Source organism: Plasticicumulans sp. (assembly GCF_035331805.1).
GTDB lineage: Bacteria > Pseudomonadota > Gammaproteobacteria > Competibacterales > Competibacteraceae > Plasticicumulans.
Genome location: NZ_DAOLKE010000031.1, coordinates 4,371 through 19,940 on the forward strand (window position 1 = coordinate 4,371; position 15,570 = coordinate 19,940).

A 15,570-nucleotide genomic window follows, 5' to 3' on the forward strand; every position below is an offset into this window, starting at 1 on the left:
CGCACCCACGCATCGTGCCGGTACTGGTGGCGCTTCGGGCCGTCGGCGCGCAGCACTTCGAGCTTCGGCAGCGCCGCGCGCGCGAAGCCCTCGACCAGCACCAGATCGAGCGCCCCGACATCGAGCCAGCCGAGCGCATCGGCGAGTTCACAGTCGCCGGGCTGACAGGCCGGGTCGCGTTCCTCGATCAGTGCGGTCTGGCCGACGGCGGCCACCAGCGTGCGCGCCAGCCCGGCGCGGCGCAGGCGATCGCTGTCGCGGCCGGGCTCATCGAGATCGAAGCGCGCCGAGGCCTGCTTGATGACGCCGACGCGCAGACCGGCGGCGGCAAGCTCCGGCAGCAGCCGGCAGAGCAGCGCCGTCTTGCCGGCCCCGCTCGGTCCGACGATGCCGAGCACCGGCAGCGGACAGGCCGCGACGGCCGCATCGGGCGCTGCCAGGCCCGCATCCACCGGCGGCACACCATTGCCGGTGGCGATCACGCCCCTGCCCTGCATCATCTGCATCCTCCGCTGCCGATCGACCGCGCGACCGGCGCTGCCGTACTCTCGCGTGACCGCGCAGTGTCCGCGATCGTCCCCGTCACTGCCAGTTTCCGCGCGGAGTATGCCGATGTGCCGATAAGTCCGATCGACCTGCCTGCCGGGGCCTGCGGGCCGTTTGCGAACGAATGCAGTGACTGGCTGCGGGCCTGCGCGCCGGGCCGGCTGCTGCTGCTCGGCGATGCCGGCGACCTGACGCTGCCACCGGGCACGGAGGTCGATGCCCGTGCCGATGCCAGCGCGCTCGCCGCCGATGCCCGCTACGACGCGGTGCTGATCCGCGGCCTGCCCGAACTGCTCGACCGGCGCGCCGGAGCCGCGCTGCTCGCCCGCGCCCGCGACCGGCTGGCGCCGGAATGCCTGGCCGTGCTGCCCCGGCCGTGCTGGGACGAGGGCGCCGTGCTCGGCCTCGGCTACACGCTGCGCGCCCGCGCACCGGCGGCGCTGCTCGGGCATTTCGCGATCGCGAGCTACAAGAGCGTGCCCGACTGGTTCAACAGCAAGTTCTGGGCGCACCCGGAACGCTGGCAGCCCTGAGCGGCTGCCTCGACTGCTGCGCTGCTGATTCCCTTCCGATTCGTCCTGACGGAGTTCCCCCGTGATGAGTACCCCGCAACCCGGCATCCTCGCCCCGATCCCGGCCGCCTCGCGGCATCTGTTCTTCCACGTCAACGCCTGTCACGACGCACCGCGGGCGCTGCAGGCGCTGCGCGGGCTGGTCGACGGGTTTGCCGTCGTCGTCGGCATCGGCGCCGAACTCGCCGCCGGCCTCGATGCGCCGATCCCGGGCCTGCGGCCGTTCCCGAGCCTCCCCGGCGCGCGCGTGCCGATCCCGTACGTGCCGTATGCGCTGTGGTGCTGGCTGCGCGGCAGCGACCGCGGCGAGCTGTTCCACACCGGGCGCGAGATCGAGAACGCGCTGGCCGGCGTGTTCACGCTGGAACTGGCGATCGACTGCTTCTGCCACCGCGACAGCCGCGACCTGACCGGTTACGAGGACGGCACCGAGAACCCGGTCGACGAGGCCGCGCTCGCCGCCGCGATCGTCAGCCACGAGGGCGACGGCCTCGATGGCGGCAGCTTCGCGTCGGTGCAGCAGTGGCTGCACGACATCGAGCGCTTCCAGCGCCTGTCGCCGGGCGAGCAGGACGACACGGTCGGGCGCAGCCGCATCGACAACGAGGAACTCGAGGACGCGCCGGACTCGGCCCACGTCAAGCGCACCGCGCAGGAGGACTTCGATCCGCCGGCCTTCATGGTGCGCCGCTCGATGCCATGGACCGCCGAACGCCGCGGCGGGCTGGTGTTCCTCGCCTTCGGCCACAGCCCCGATGCCTTCGAGGCGGTCCTGCGGCGCATGAGCGGCGCCGAGGACGGCATCCATGACGCGCTGTTCAACTTCACACGGCCGCTGAACGGCGCGCACTACTGGTGCCCGCCGCTGCTCGACGGCCGGCCGGACTGGCGCGCGCTCGGGATCTGAGCCGCCGATGCCCGCGCCGCTGCCGCCGTATCACTGCACCGTCGAAGCGGACTGGACCGATTACAACGGCCACCTGAACGTCGCCTTCTACGTGCTGGTGTTCGACCGCGCCACCGACGCCGCCCTCGCCGCCTGCGGACTCGATGCGCGGTTGCGCGAGCGCAGCGGCAGCACGGTGTTCGCGGCCGAATGCCACGTCAGCTATCAGCGCGAGCTGCCGGGCGGCGCGCCGCTCGCAGTCGACACGCAGATCCTCGGCCTCGACGACAAGCGCGTGCACCTGTTCCACACGCTCGGCCACGCCGAAGCCGGCTGGCCGGCGGCGAGTGCCGAGTTCCTGCTGCTGCACGTCGATCTCGGCAGCCGCCGGGTCGCGCCGTGGCCGCCGGCGGTGCACGCACGGCTTGCCGCGGTGCGCAGCGCCCATGAACGGCTGCCGGTGCCAGCGCAGGCCGGGCGTTCGGTGCAGTTGCGCCGGCGCGAGCCACAGCCATGAAGCTGCCGCCGCTGCCCCCGTACCGGGTCCGCGAGCACGCCCGCGCCCGGCGCGTGCGCCTGCGCGTGTCGCCGGCGCACGGCATCGAGGTCGTCGTGCCGAGCGGCTTTCCGGCGCGCGAGCTGCCGCGGCTGCTGGAGCCGCACCGCCACTGGATGGAGATGCAACTCGCACGCTGCCGCGCCGGGCTCGAACTGCCGGCGGTGATGCTGCTGCCGGCGCTCGGCGAAACCTGGTCGCTGCGCCACGAGGCCCTCGCCGAAGGACGGCGTGCCCGGCTGCTCGTCGAAGCCGGCGCCCTGCACCTGCAGGCGGCGGACGCGGCCGCAGCCCGCGCGCTGCTGCAGCGCTTCGTGCAGCGGCGCGCCGCCGAAGTCCTGCCGCCGTGGCTTGCACGCATCGCCGAGGAAACCGGTCTGCGCTTTGCCGGGGTGCGCATCCGTGCGCAGCGGGCGCGCTGGGGCTCGTGCTCGGCCAGCGGTCGCATCAGCCTGAACTGCAAGCTGCTGTTCCTCGAACCGGCGCTGGTGCGGCACGTGCTGGTGCACGAGCTCTGCCACACCGTGCACCTGAACCATTCCCCGGCGTTCTGGAAGGTGGTCGCAGACCACGATCCGGACTGGCGCCGGCTGCGCGCCGAACTGCAGGCACGACCGGCGATGGCGCCGGCCTGGATCGAAGCCTGACGGGAGCGTGGCGGGAGGAGTGAGGGAATGGGGGACGGGATGAGCAGCGGGCTCTGGAGCCTGTTCGCCGGCAGCTTCCTGGCCGCGACGCTGCTGCCCGGAGGCTCGGAACTGCTGTACGCGGCGCTGCTGCTGCGCGGCGAGGATTCGCCGCTGGCGCTGCTGGCGGTGGCGACGCTCGGCAACACGCTCGGGGGGCTCAGCTCGTTTGCGATCGGCTGCTGGCTGCGGCAGCGGCGCCCGGCCGGGCCCTTCGCGGCCCGCCACGAACAGGCGCTGACGCGGCTGCGCCGCTTCGGCGCACCGGCCCTGCTGGCTTCGTGGGTGCCGGTGATCGGCGATCCGCTGTGCGTCGCCGCCGGCTGGCTCGGCATCGGCTGGACGGCGGCGACGCTGTGGATTGCGCTCGGCAAGGCCGCGCGCTATGCGGCGTTGTCGGTGCTGCTGCCGTCGGGCTGAACCGGGGCCTCGTCGCTGTTCGCAGCGTCCTCGGTGACGACGCGGTCACGCCCGGCGTGCTTGGCGGCGTACAGCGCGCGGTCGGCGGCGCGCAGCAGGTCTTCGAGCTCGCGCCGTTCGCCGGCCGGGCAGCGCGCGACGCCGACGCTGCCGCTCAGCGCCACGACACCGCCGCTGCCGGTGGCGACGCGCACCTCGGCGAGCCGCGCGCGGATGCGCTCGGCGACCGCGACCGGTCCGCCCTCCGGGTCGGTCGTGACGATCAGGAATTCCTCGCCGCCGTAGCGGCCGAGGGCATCGTAGGGGCGCAGCGCCTGCAGCATCGCCGCCGAGGCGGCGCGCAGCGCCTCATCGCCGGTCAGGTGGCCGTGGTTGTCGTTGATCGCCTTGAAGTGATCGAGATCGACCAGCACGACGCTGACGCCGATGCCCTCGCGCTCGCAGCGCACGAGTTCGCGCGCGAGCAGGTCGAGGATGGCCTTGCGGTTCCAGAGGCCGGTCAGCGCGTCGAGCAGCGCCTGACGACGCGCGGTGTCGCGCTCGCGCAGCAGTTGCGACTGCACCTCGCTCGCCAGCGAGCGGCCGATCTCGGCCTCGGCGATCGCGGCCAGATCGCGCAGCGCCTGCGCATCGGCCTCGGCCAGCCGGTGCGCAATCCGGCCGGCGACGCTCAGCGTGCCGACGCGATGGCGCCGGCGGCCGGCATGCAGCGGACAGGCCGCGTAGAAGCGGAAGCGCGGCTCGCCGAGTACCAGCGGATGGTCGCCGAAGCGCGGATCGGCCTGGGCGTCGCTGACGATCATCGGTTCGTTGTCGAGGATGGCGTGCGCGGCCAGCGAGTGCTCGCGCGCAATCTCGCGCAGCGCCAGTCCCTGCACGGACTTCAGCCATTCGCGATCACCGTCGATCAGGCTGACCGTCGCGATCGGCAGTCCGAACAGGCGCACGGCCAGGCGGGTGATGCGCTCGAAACGCTCCTCGCGTGGCGTATCGAGCAGGTCCAGCGAGCGCAGCGCGTACAGGCGCTCGGCTTCGTCTGGCGGCAGCGGGGCGGACAGCATGAGCAATCACCTGCGGGTGGCACGGGGGGCATGGCCCCGAAGCCTGCGGTCCTGCACGCCGGGCACGGCGTGCAGTCCGCGGATCGTTATTTCCGGCCGCCGGGCCTTGTTCAGTGGCTGCTGCTCTGGCGCCCGCGCACCAGTCGCTTGTTCAGCGCCTGACGCGTCAGGCCGAGCAGGCCGGCCGCGATGCCCTGATTGTTGTCGGCGCGACGCAGCGCTTCGGCCACCAGAAAGGCTTCGGCTTCCTTCAGCGTAGGCAGCCGGTCGGGGAAAAGCTGCGAAAGACTCTGCACCGGTGGTGGTGGCGGCGGCGCATCGGGCGTGGAGGACACGCAGTGGCGGAAGCTCGCCAGGCCGAGCGTGCCGCCGCTGCGGTGGCTGGCGACGGCGTCGTAGGCCATGGCTTCGAGTTCGGCGACGTTGCCGGGGAAGTCGTGGTTGCGCAGCAGGCTGTAGAGCTCGGCAGGAATGTGGACATCGCCCTTGCCGAGGGCCTCGACCGCGCGCGCGACGAAATGCTCGACCAGCAGCGGCACGTCGCCGCGCCGGCTGCGCAGCGGCGGCACGTGCACGTGGTGGGCACGCAGCCGGTAGTACAGATCCTTGCGCAGCCGGCCGCTGTCGGCCTGGTGCGCGAGATCATGACGGCTGATCGCGACGATGCGGGCGCGGCACTCCTGCACGATGCCGGAGCCGACCGGGCTGAAGCTGCGTTCCTGCAGCAGGTTCAGCAGCAGTTGCTGCGCGGCCGGGGCAAGCTCACCGACTTCGAGCAGCACCAGCGTACCGTCGGCCGCCGCGCCGATGCGGCCTTCCTGCGGCTGGCCGGCTTCGGCATGCAGGCCCGGACGGTGGCCGAACAGGGTTTCGGCGAAGCGGCGCTCGTCCATGCCGCCGACCTCGACCATCACGCAGGCGCCGGGACGGCCGGAAACGGCGTGCAGGGCCTGGGCCAGCAGCTTGCGGCCGGTGCCGGTCTCGCCGGTGATCAGCACCGGCTGCGACAGCGGCGCGATGGCCTCGATGTAGCGGCAGGCAGCCCGCATGCTGCGGTCCTGCGCAATCAGCCGGGCGAAGGCCTCGGGGTGATCGAGCCGGTCATCGAGCATCGTCTGGGTCAGCGAGGCCAGCTCGTGCTTGAGCCCGCGGATCTCCAGGGCCCGGCCGACGCTCGCCAGCAGGCGCGTGCGATCGACCGGCTTGACCAGAAAATCGAAGGCGCCGGCCTGCAGGCAGCGCATCGCGGCCTCGGGATCATGGGCCTCGGTCAGCACGATGACCGGCAGGTCCGGCTGCTCGGCGCTCAGGCGGGCCAGCAGGACTTCGGGTTCGAGCTCGGGCAGCGAGGCATCGACCAGCAGTACGCCGCAGCCCTGTTCGCTGAGCCGGGCCGGCAGGCGCTGCGGGTCGGTTTCACCGATCACGGCCGGCACGCCGGCGGCGTTGAGCATGGCGCTGACCGAGCGCAGCAGGCCGGAGGTGTCGTCGAGCAGCAGCACGGGCTGACCCGAACCGAGCTCGGCGGCGCTTGCCTGTGGCACGAACCACGGATGTGCATGCAGGAATGCATTGCGACGCGACGTTTCCGGGGGGTTCTTCGTCATCGCCGGTTCTCCCTCTTGACCCCAGTACAGGGGCATGTCTCGTGGATTGCTATGGACGGCGAGGGTTCCGCATCGGTTCGGTTCTTCGTCATGCTAGCTCCGATCATGTATGGGTGCCCTGCCCTGGGCGGATCGCAGGCAGGTCGCCGAACCGCGGCGGTCCCGCTCTGTAGGCGCAGATGCCGCATTCGCGCCGGGATGACCGGAGACAACAGCGGCACCTGCAGACTTCCTGCTCCTGGAAAATCAGGACCGGAAGGACTGGATTACGTTCACGTATGCAAATTTTGGTCCATGCCCGGAATGACACACATCCGGACGCCCGAAAGTCATCAGCTGAAAATGATCGTGCATGTCAGCCATGCCTGCCAAGCATGGACTGACCTGCCCGCTCCGGAAGCACATCCAGCAAAAAAAGACTCAGCGCAAGCGCCTCAGCGCAAAGATGCCGCTGCCGAGGAACAGCAGGATCGGCAGAGCTGCCGCCATCAGCGGCGGAGCGCCGTAGACGACGACGAGGTTCGCGAGCACGCGGTTTGCCAGGAAGAATGCGAGCCCGAGGAAGATGCCGATCAGCAACCGCTGCCCGGCCGCGGCATTGCGCTGGTGGGCGAACACGAACGGCATCGCGATCAGCAGCATGGTCAGGTTGGCGAGCGGCGCCAGGGCCTTGGACCAGAACGCCAGTTCGTAGCGATCGGCACTGAGGCCGTTGTCCCGCAGATAGCCGGCGAAGGTCTGCAGCTGGCGCATCGCCAGCGTCTCGGGCTTGGCGGCGAGCACGTCGAGCTTGCCGGGATCGAGCACCGATTCCCAGGCGAAGGACACCTGCGCATCGGCCGTCACCCGTTCCTCGCCGAGCGTGCTGCGCCGGGCGTCGCGCAGCACCCAGCGCCGGGAGGCCGGATCGTAGTCGGCGCTCGGTGCGCGGATCACCGCCTTCATCGAGGAATCCGGCGCCATCTCGAACAAGGTGATGTCGGCGAGCCGCTTGTGCGGCTTCACGGCCCGGACGTTGACGAACAGCGCACCGTCACGGGCCCAGAAGCCGCGGCCGTCGCGGATCGTGACGCTGGCGTCCTTGGCCGTGCTGCGGCCGGTCTCGGCCAGTCGTTCGGTTCGCGGCGCGACGAATTCGCCGAGCGCCAGCGCGAACAGGCTCAGCAGCAGCCCGGCCCGCATCGCCGAACCGACCAGCCGCAGGATCGACACGCCGGCACCGCGCATGACGACGAGTTCGCTGCCGGCGGCCAGCGCGCCCATGCCCATCAGGCCACCGAGCAGCAGCGCCATCGGGAAGCTTTCGTAGGTGCGCCGCGGCAGCGTCAGCGCCAGATAGCGCAGGATTTCGGCGAGGCCGTACTGGCCGGTGCCGAGATCCTCGAGCTCCACGAGCAGCGTGAAGAAGGTCTCGAGCGCGACCAGCACCAGCAAAGCGATCAGCGAGGCGCCGATCACCGTGCGCAGGATGTAGGCGTCGATGCGTTTCAAGCCCTTCTCCAGCTGACGGTCAGGCCGTGGCGGCCGTAGTGGTGAAACCACAGCGCGAGCCCGAGCGCGAGGAACAGCAGGTGTGCCCACCAGAGTCCGGCCACCGGCCCGATCGAGCCCTTTTCCAGCCACGCCTTGCCGATGCCGAGCAGGTTCATGTAGATCGCGTACACCAGCACGCCGCCGAGGATGCGCGCATAGCGGCTCTCGCGCGGCTGGGCCCTGGCGAGCAGCGGCGCGACGAAGACGATCAGCGGGATCGAGACGATCGCGCCGATGCGGGCATGCAGTTCGGCCTTGTCGCGACGGTCGCCGCGCAGCAACTGCGCCGTCGGCACCGATTCACGCTTGCGGCTGACATCCCCGGACGCCGGCTCGTCGATCCGCACCCGCAGGTGTTCGTAATGCACCTGCCGGTAATCGGTGAGTCCCGGCTCGCCTTCGTAGCGGAAGCCCCGCTCCAGCACCATGTAGCGCACGCCGTCGGCACCGGTTTCCTGATGGCCGCGGTTGCCGGTCGTGACCGCGATGCGCCCTGAATCCGGCTCGGTGCTGTGGATGAACACCTTGACCAGTTCGCCATCGATCGGATCGAGCGATTCGACGTAGACGACATGCTGGCCACCGGCCGCCTCGCGGAAGGTACCGGGCACGAACAATGACATCTGTGCCTGCTGACGTGCGCGGGCCTGCAGCTCGAACTGCAGCGAGGCCGCCCACGGCGCCACGCCGAGCACGACCAGCGCGACCAGCGCCGCCAGCGGCAGCGCCAGTGCGAGCAGCGGCCGGTACAGCTCGGCCGGGCCGTAGCCGCAGCCGGTCAGGGCCGCCATCTCGCTTTCCTGATGCAGGCGCCCCAGCACCAGCAGCACGCCGATCATCAGCGCGATCGGCACCAGCACCGGCAGGAAGCGGATCGCCTGCAGCACCAGCATCTGCAGGATGACTTCCTTGATCAGCAAACCGCTCGCAACCTGGGTCAGGTAGGTCGCGAGCCGGCTCGACAGCACGATCGCCAGCAGTACGAGCAGCGTCGCGGCGGTGACTGCGGCGGTCTCGCGCAGCAGGAATCGGTCGAATGTGCGCAGCAAGTTCGGGGATTCCTCAGCCGCCGGAGCGGCGTTGTCGGTTCAAAAACCTTCCGGCTACACTCGGTCGCCCGTCCGGCCACCGGGCCGGCGACGGGCAGCGCAGCGGAAGCACAAGCACGGCCGGCACGGCCGCCCCCAGCAGAGTCGGAGCGCAAAGATGGAATTCTCGGTCAAGAGCGGCAATCCCGAAAAGCAGAGAACCGCCTGTCTCGTCCTCGGCGTCTACGAATCCCGCCGCCTGACACCGCCCGCCGAGCAGTTCGACACCGCTGCCGAAGGCTTTCTCGGCAACGTGCTGCGCCGCGGCGACCTCGAAGGCAAGCCGGGCCAGACGCTGCTGCTCGTGAACACGCCGGCAACGCTCTGCGACCGCGTGCTGCTGGTCGGCTGCGGGCGTGAGCGCGACCTCGATGATCGCCGCTACAAGCAGATCATCGCCGCCGCCGTGCATACGCTCAACGACACCGGCGCGACCGAAGCCGTCAGCTATCTGACCGACCTGAACGTACGCGGGCGCGATGTCGCCTGGAAGGTGCGCCTCGCCGTCGAGGTCAGCGAGGACGTGCTCTACCGCTACGACGAGACCCGCAGCCGCAAGGATGCCCCACGCCGGCCGCTCAAGCGCATCGTGCTCGCCGTGCCGAGCCGCCGCGAGTTGCCGCTCGGCGAGCAGGCGGTGCGCGAAGGCGCGGCCGTCGCCGAGGGCATGAAGCTTGCGCGCGATCTCGGCAACCTGCCGCCGAACATCTGCACGCCCGAATACCTCGCCCAGCGCGCCGCGCTGCTCGCCGGCAGCTCTCCGAAGTTCGCGCTGAACGTGCTGGAGCGCGCCGACATGGAAACCCTGGGCATGGGCTGCCTGGTCGCGGTCGCCCGCGGCAGCCGCCGGCCGCCCAAGCTGATCGCGCTCGAATGGCATGGCGCAGCCGATGCCCGGCAGAAGCCGGTCGTGCTGGTCGGCAAGGGCATCACCTTCGATACCGGTGGCATCTCGCTGAAACCCGGCCCGGACATGGATCTGATGAAGTTCGACATGTGCGGTGCCGCCGGCGTGCTCGGCACGATGTCGGCCATCGCCGCGCTCGACCTGCCGCTGAACGTCGTGGCCGTGGTGCCGGCCGTCGAGAACATGCCGGGCGGCGAGGCCTCGCGCCCCGGCGACATCGTCACCAGCCTGTCGGGCCAGACCGTCGAAATCCTCAACACCGACGCCGAAGGCCGGCTGGTGCTCTGCGATGCGATCACCTGGGCCGAACAGCGCTACGAGCCGGTGACGCTGGTCGATGTCGCGACGCTGACCGGTGCCTGCGTGATCGCCCTCGGCGCGCATCCGCACGGGCTGTTCTCGAACCACGGCCCGCTCGCCAACGAGCTGCTCGACGCCGGCCGCGAAACCCATGACCGCGCCTGGGAGCTGCCGCTGTGGGAGGACTACCAGGACGGCCTCGACAGCAATTTCGCCGACATGGCCAACGTCGGTCCACGCGAGGGCGGTGCGATCACGGCTGCCTGCTTCCTCGCGCGCTACACGAAGAAGCTGCACTGGGCGCATCTCGACATCGCCGGCACCGCCTGGAAGACCGGCAAGCAGAAGGGCGCGACCGGCCGGCCGGTGCCGCTGCTGACCCGCTTCCTGATCAACCGCGCTGCCGCCGCGCGCGACTGAACCTGCCGCCGCCGTGGCGACGCGCATCGAGTTCTACGTGCTCGCCACCGCCGGCGAGGCGGCCTGCCTCGCCACCGCCTGCCGGCTGGTCGACAAGGCCCGGTCGCAGGGCCTGTCCGTGTGGATCCGCACCGCCTCCGCGGCCCAGTCAGCGACGATCGACCGCGAACTCTGGACCTGGCGCCGCGGCAGCTTCATCGCCCATCGCATCCACGCCCCCGGACGCCGGCCCTGGCCGGTGCTGATCGGCACCGGCGCACCGCCGGAAAGCCATCGCGCGCTGCTGCTGAATCTCGCCGATGACGTGCCGGACGGTTTCGAGGCCTGTTCACGGCTGATCGAAATCGTCGATGCCCGCGAAGACATCCTCGCCGCCTCGCGTGCGCGCTACAAAGTTTATCGGGACCGGGGCTTTGCGCCCTCGGCCGTACGGCTGTAGAAGCCTGCCGGTACCGCGTGCCTGCCATTGCTCAAGCTGGCCGGACCCGCGGCCGATATGGCATCCACCGACATAACCAGACGGCGACGCCGCCCCCCCGGCAGTGGCCGCAGGCATCCACCGAGGAGCTTCATTCATGAGCGAGAGCGCGCCGGACTATCGCGACATCATCCGCCAGGTCGCCGAACATGCCGGCCACCTCGCGATCGCGATCACTGACATCACGGGCCACATCGGTGAGGTCAGCGAACGCGCGATGCGCGAGGCCGAAGCCTTCGGCACGCTGCAGGGGCTGGCGACGCACATGGCCAGCCAGAACACCGCCGTCGCCGAAGCGGCCGACAGCACGCAGCGCGTGGTCGGCACGGCGCGCTCCGAGGTCGACCGCACCCGCCAGACCATCGAATCCTCGCTCGCCGACATCCGGGCGCTGACCGAATCGGTCGCGACCATCGAGGTCCAGCTCGCCGAACTCGGCGGCGCGATGGAGCGCGTCAGCGCCGTTGCCAAGGGCATCGATGCGATCGCCAAGCAGACCAACCTGCTGGCGCTGAACGCCACGATCGAAGCCGTGCGCGCCGGCGAGGCCGGCAAGGGTTTCGCGGTGGTCGCAAGCGAGGTCAAGGAACTCGCCAAGCAGACCCGCTCGGCCACCGCCGAGATCGACGTGACGCTGCGCGAGCTCGGCGAACGCACGCGCGGCCTGCTCGCCCAGGGCGCGCAGAGCAAGACGCGCTCCGAGGAAGTCCGCCGCGGCACCCAGGCGATCCAGCAGGTCATGGACACCATGGGCGCGGCGATGCAGGACGTCGACGACCAGACCCGCCGCATCGGCGATGCCGTCCACGAGATTGCCGGCAGCTGCCAGCAGACCGTCACGGCGCTGAACCAGGTCGCCGAATCCGTGCATTCGTCGAGCGCGAACCTGCGCCAGGCGCGCGATCAGCTGACCAGCGTGCAGGCGGTCAGCGAGGCGCTGGTCGGCACGACGGCCGTCGACGGCATCGAGACCGTCGATGCGAAATTCATCGCAATGGCCAAGGACACCGCGAAACGCATCGGCGAACTGTTCGAGCAGGCGCTGAGCCGCGGGGACCTGAACGAAAGCGACCTGTTCGACCGCCAGTACCGGCCGATTCCCGGCACCGATCCGCAGCAGCACCTGACCCGCTTCACGGACTTCACCGACCGGGTGCTGCCGAGCCTGCAGGAAGCGCTGCTCGATCGCGACCGCCGCATCGCCTTCGCCGCCGCCGTCGACGACAACGGCTATCTGCCGACCCACAACCGCAAGTATTCGCACCCGCAGGGGCGCGATCCGATCTGGAACGCCGCCAACTGCCGCAACCGTCGCATCTTCAACGACCGTACCGGTCTCGCTTCAGGTCGAAACCAGAAGCCGGTCCTGCTGCAGACCTACCGGCGTGATCTCGGCGGCGGCAAGTTCGTGCTGATGAAGGAAGTCGCCGCACCGATCCGCGTGCGCGGCCGGCACTGGGGCGGATTCCGGCTCGGTTACATCCCGGACTGAACCTGTCCTGCCTTCGAAGCTCCGACGAAGCCGGCCCTGCGCCGGCTTCGTCGTCCCTGCCCCTTCGCTATACTGCGCCGCTTTCCCGACGCCGCGCCGCCAGAACCGACCCCGCCATGGACAAGACCTACGAACCCCACGCGATCGAACAATGCCGGTACGAGACCTGGGAATCCCAGGGCCGGTTCGCACCGCAGGGCAGCGGCGCGCCGTACTGCATCATGCTGCCGCCGCCGAACGTCACCGGCACGCTGCACATGGGCCACGCGTTCCAGCACACCATCATGGACGCGCTGATCCGCTATCACCGCATGAACGGTGACCGCACGCTGTGGCAGCCGGGCACCGATCATGCCGGCATCGCCACGCAGATGGTCGTCGAACGCCAACTCAATGCCGAAGGCAAAAGCCGCCACGATCTCGGCCGCGAGGCCTTCCTGGCCCGCGTCTGGGAATGGAAGGCCTACTCGGGCGGTACGATCGGCCGGCAGATGCGCCGGCTCGGCACCTCGCCGGACTGGAGCCGTGAACGCTTCACGATGGACGAAGGCCTGTCGGCCGCCGTGCAGGAAGTCTTCGTCAAGCTGTACGAGGACGGCCTGATCTACCGCGGCCAGCGGCTCGTGAACTGGGATCCGGTGCTGCACACCGCCGTCTCCGACCTCGAAGTCGTCTCCGAGGAAGAAAGCGGTTCGATGTGGCTGATCCGCTATCCGCTCGCCGATGGCGAAGATGCGCTGGTGGTCGCCACCACCCGCCCCGAGACCCTGCTCGGCGATACGGCAGTTGCGGTCAACCCGCAGGACGAGCGTTACCGCCATCTGATCGGCCGCTCGGTGCGGTTACCGCTTTGTGACCGCCTCATTCCGGTGGTCGGCGACGACTACTGCGATCCGGCCTTCGGCACCGGCGTCGTCAAGATCACCCCTGCCCACGACTTCAACGACTACGCCGTCGGCCAGCGTCACGGGCTGACGCTGATCAACGTCTTCACGCCGGACGCGAAGCTCAACGACAACGCACCGGAAGCCTACCGCGGTCTCGACCGCTTCGAGGCGCGCAAGCGCATCGTCGCCGATCTCGAAGCCCTCGGCCTGCTGGTCGAGGTCAAGCCGCACCGGCTGATGGTGCCGCGCGGCGATCGCACCGGTGCCGTCATCGAACCGTTCCTGACCGATCAGTGGTACGTCGATCTGACCCGGCGTGAACAGGCGGATGGCCGTCCGGGCGGCTGGACGGCCATCGTCGAACCGGCACTGGCGGCAGTTGCCGATGGCCGCATCCGCTTCGTGCCCGAAAACTGGTCCAGGACGTACAACGAGTGGCTGAACAACATTCAGGACTGGTGCATCAGCCGCCAGCTCTGGTGGGGTCACCGCATCCCGGCCTGGTACGACGAAGCCGGCAACATCTATGTCGGCCGCAGCGAAGCCGAAGTCCGCAGCCGGCATGGCCTGGCCCCGACGCTGGCCCTGCGCCAGGACGAGGACGTGCTCGATACCTGGTTCAGTTCGGCGCTGTGGCCGTTCAGCACGCTCGGCTGGCCGCAGCAGACCGAGGCGCTGAAAACCTTCTATCCGACCAGCGTGCTGGTGACCGGCTTCGACATCATTTTCTTCTGGGTTGCCCGCATGGTCATGGCCGGCATGTACTTCATGGAGGGCCAGGTGCCCTTCCGTGAGGTCTACATCACCGGTCTGGTGCGCGACGGTGAAGGCCAGAAGATGTCGAAATCGAAGGGCAACGTGCTCGACCCGATCGACATCATCGACGGCATCAGTCTCGATGAACTGGTTGCCAAGCGCACCGCCGGCCTGATGCAGCCACAGATGGCGGCGAAGATCGAAAAACGCACGCGCAAGGAATTTCCCGAAGGCATCCATGCCCACGGCACGGACGCCCTGCGCTTCACCTTCGCAGCACTCGCCACCAATGGCCGCGACATCAACTTCGACATGGGCCGCGTCGAGGGCTACCGCAATTTCTGCAACAAGCTCTGGAATGCCGCCCGCTACGTGTTGATGAACACCGAAGGCCAGGATTGCGGGCTCAACGGCAAATGCGGATATTCGCTTGCCGATCGCTGGATCCAGTCGCGACTGCAGGCCACCATCCGTGAAGTGCGCGACGGTATCGACAACTACCGTTTCGACATGGCCGCCAAGGCCATCTACGAATTCATCTGGAACGAATACTGCGACTGGTATCTCGAACTGGCCAAACCGGTGCTGACCGGTGACGGGCAGGACATCGGCTCGCACGAAATCATGAAACGCGGTACCCGGCGCACGCTGGTCGGCGTGCTGGAAAGCGTACTGCGCCTGCTGCATCCGCTGATGCCGTACATCACGGAAGAAATCTGGCAACGCATCGCGCCGCTTGCCGGCACACATTCGGAAACGCTGTCGCTGGCATCATTTCCGGCGGTCGATGACCGACTCACCGATGTCGGTGCCGAAGCCGAAATTGCTTGGGTGCAGACTTTTCTGGTCGGCGTGCGCCGCATTCGGGCCGAACTCAATCTGGCGCCCGGCAGATCCTTGCAGGTACTCGCCCGCGGCGGGAATGCACTGGACCATGAACGCCTCGACCGCAACATGCTGTTCCTCAAGACCCTCGGCCGTCTCGACAGCATCACGACGGTGATCGAAGCTCCCGAATCGGCAACCACGCTGGTCGGCAGCATGGAGATCCTGATTCCCCTGGCGGGTCTCATTGACAAGGATGCTGAACTGACCCGTCTCGCCCGCGAAATTGACAAGATCAATAAGGATATTGAGCGCATCGAAGCCAAACTGGCTAACCCTGCCTTTGCGGACAAGGCGCCGGCTGAAATCGTCGGTCGCGAACGAGAGAAACTGGAGTTGCAGCGATCGGCGTTGAACAAGTTGATGGAAACCCAGTCGCGCATGGCAAGCCTGTAATTTTGAATCTGCCGTGCTGATGGCATTCTTTTTAACGGCCGGGTGAGAAATGAAAACCGGCTCCTGCAAGAGGGAGCCGGTTTTTTATTGCCGG

14 protein-coding genes are annotated in these 15,570 nt (G+C 69.0%); 9 read left to right on the forward strand and 5 right to left on the reverse strand.

Annotated elements, in window-relative coordinates; translation table 11 throughout:
* Window positions 1–500 (reverse strand): molybdopterin-guanine dinucleotide biosynthesis protein B (gene mobB, locus PKE44_RS04170; protein ID WP_324548429.1); only part of this gene is annotated, 500 nt, incomplete at its 3' end.
* 114 nt (window positions 501–614) lie between these two features.
* Between mobB and PKE44_RS04175 the strand changes: the two genes are divergently transcribed.
* The 5 genes from PKE44_RS04175 to PKE44_RS04195 all read left to right on the forward strand — a co-directional run bounded on the left by PKE44_RS04175 (window position 615) and on the right by PKE44_RS04195 (window position 3,666).
* Entirely contained in the window at window positions 615–1,079 is a 465-nt protein-coding gene (locus PKE44_RS04175; protein WP_324548430.1) for a DUF6231 family protein, read from the forward strand.
* Between the two features lie 64 nt (window positions 1,080–1,143).
* Complete coding sequence (locus PKE44_RS04180) at window positions 1,144–2,025, forward strand: Dyp-type peroxidase (RefSeq protein WP_324548431.1); 882 nt, start codon at window positions 1,144–1,146, stop codon at window positions 2,023–2,025.
* A gap of 7 nt (window positions 2,026–2,032) precedes the next feature.
* Window positions 2,033–2,521 (forward strand): thioesterase family protein, encoded by a 489-nt coding sequence (locus PKE44_RS04185; RefSeq protein ID WP_324548432.1) that lies wholly within the window; start codon window positions 2,033–2,035, stop codon window positions 2,519–2,521.
* On the forward strand, window positions 2,518–3,207 hold the full coding sequence (locus PKE44_RS04190; protein ID WP_324548433.1) for a SprT family zinc-dependent metalloprotease: 690 nt from the start codon (window positions 2,518–2,520) through the stop codon (window positions 3,205–3,207). Before PKE44_RS04185 ends, PKE44_RS04190 begins: the two co-directional genes overlap by 4 nt.
* Before the next feature lie 39 nt (window positions 3,208–3,246).
* On the forward strand, window positions 3,247–3,666 hold the full coding sequence (locus tag PKE44_RS04195) for a YqaA family protein (protein ID WP_324548434.1): 420 nt from the start codon (window positions 3,247–3,249) through the stop codon (window positions 3,664–3,666).
* On the opposite strand, the gene PKE44_RS04200 is transcribed toward PKE44_RS04195, so the two are convergent.
* The 4 genes from PKE44_RS04200 to lptF form a co-directional block, all read right to left on the reverse strand.
* Window positions 3,630–4,727 (reverse strand): sensor domain-containing diguanylate cyclase, encoded by a 1,098-nt coding sequence (locus PKE44_RS04200; RefSeq protein ID WP_324548435.1) that lies wholly within the window; start codon window positions 4,725–4,727, stop codon window positions 3,630–3,632. The genes PKE44_RS04195 and PKE44_RS04200 overlap by 37 nt on opposite strands.
* A 110-nt stretch (window positions 4,728–4,837) precedes the next feature.
* The gene (locus PKE44_RS04205) at window positions 4,838–6,334 is read right to left on the reverse strand and encodes a sigma 54-interacting transcriptional regulator (protein WP_324548436.1); all 1,497 of its coding nucleotides are present in this window, start codon (window positions 6,332–6,334) and stop codon (window positions 4,838–4,840) included.
* A gap of 420 nt (window positions 6,335–6,754) precedes the next feature.
* Window positions 6,755–7,825, reverse strand: a complete 1,071-nt coding sequence (lptG, locus tag PKE44_RS04210) for an LPS export ABC transporter permease LptG (protein ID WP_324548437.1) — start codon at window positions 7,823–7,825, stop codon at window positions 6,755–6,757.
* Entirely contained in the window at window positions 7,822–8,916 is a 1,095-nt protein-coding gene (lptF, locus tag PKE44_RS04215) for an LPS export ABC transporter permease LptF (protein ID WP_324548438.1), read from the reverse strand. The genes lptG and lptF overlap by 4 nt, the downstream gene beginning before the upstream one ends.
* A 157-nt stretch (window positions 8,917–9,073) precedes the next feature.
* On the opposite strand from lptF, the gene PKE44_RS04220 reads away from it, so the two are divergent.
* From PKE44_RS04220 to PKE44_RS04235, 4 genes are all read left to right on the forward strand, one after another.
* A complete protein-coding gene (locus PKE44_RS04220; RefSeq protein ID WP_324548439.1) occupies window positions 9,074–10,582 on the forward strand; it encodes a leucyl aminopeptidase in 1,509 nt (502 codons plus the stop codon).
* A 13-nt stretch (window positions 10,583–10,595) separates the two neighbouring features.
* The gene (locus PKE44_RS04225) at window positions 10,596–11,021 is read left to right on the forward strand and encodes a DNA polymerase III subunit chi (protein ID WP_324548440.1); all 426 of its coding nucleotides are present in this window, start codon (window positions 10,596–10,598) and stop codon (window positions 11,019–11,021) included.
* A 136-nt stretch (window positions 11,022–11,157) separates the two neighbouring features.
* On the forward strand, window positions 11,158–12,552 hold the full coding sequence (locus PKE44_RS04230) for a methyl-accepting chemotaxis protein (RefSeq protein WP_324548441.1): 1,395 nt from the start codon (window positions 11,158–11,160) through the stop codon (window positions 12,550–12,552).
* A 116-nt stretch (window positions 12,553–12,668) separates the two neighbouring features.
* Entirely contained in the window at window positions 12,669–15,476 is a 2,808-nt protein-coding gene (locus PKE44_RS04235) for a valine--tRNA ligase (RefSeq protein ID WP_324548442.1), read from the forward strand.
* Window positions 15,477–15,570: the final 94 nt, after the last annotated feature.

Coding starts and splice junctions, on each gene's coding strand:
- PKE44_RS04180 (WP_324548431.1), top strand. CDS start 1,144: ATGAGTACCCCGCAACCCGGCATCCTCGCCCCGATCCCGGCCGCCTCG.
- PKE44_RS04185 (WP_324548432.1), top strand. CDS start 2,033: ATGCCCGCGCCGCTGCCGCCGTATCACTGCACCGTCGAAGCGGACTGG.
- PKE44_RS04190 (WP_324548433.1), top strand. CDS start 2,518: ATGAAGCTGCCGCCGCTGCCCCCGTACCGGGTCCGCGAGCACGCCCGC.
- PKE44_RS04195 (WP_324548434.1), top strand. CDS start 3,247: ATGAGCAGCGGGCTCTGGAGCCTGTTCGCCGGCAGCTTCCTGGCCGCG.
- PKE44_RS04200 (WP_324548435.1), bottom strand. CDS start 4,727: ATGCTGTCCGCCCCGCTGCCGCCAGACGAAGCCGAGCGCCTGTACGCG.
- PKE44_RS04205 (WP_324548436.1), bottom strand. CDS start 6,334: ATGACGAAGAACCCCCCGGAAACGTCGCGTCGCAATGCATTCCTGCAT.
- PKE44_RS04220 (WP_324548439.1), top strand. CDS start 9,074: ATGGAATTCTCGGTCAAGAGCGGCAATCCCGAAAAGCAGAGAACCGCC.
- PKE44_RS04230 (WP_324548441.1), top strand. CDS start 11,158: ATGAGCGAGAGCGCGCCGGACTATCGCGACATCATCCGCCAGGTCGCC.
- PKE44_RS04235 (WP_324548442.1), top strand. CDS start 12,669: ATGGACAAGACCTACGAACCCCACGCGATCGAACAATGCCGGTACGAG.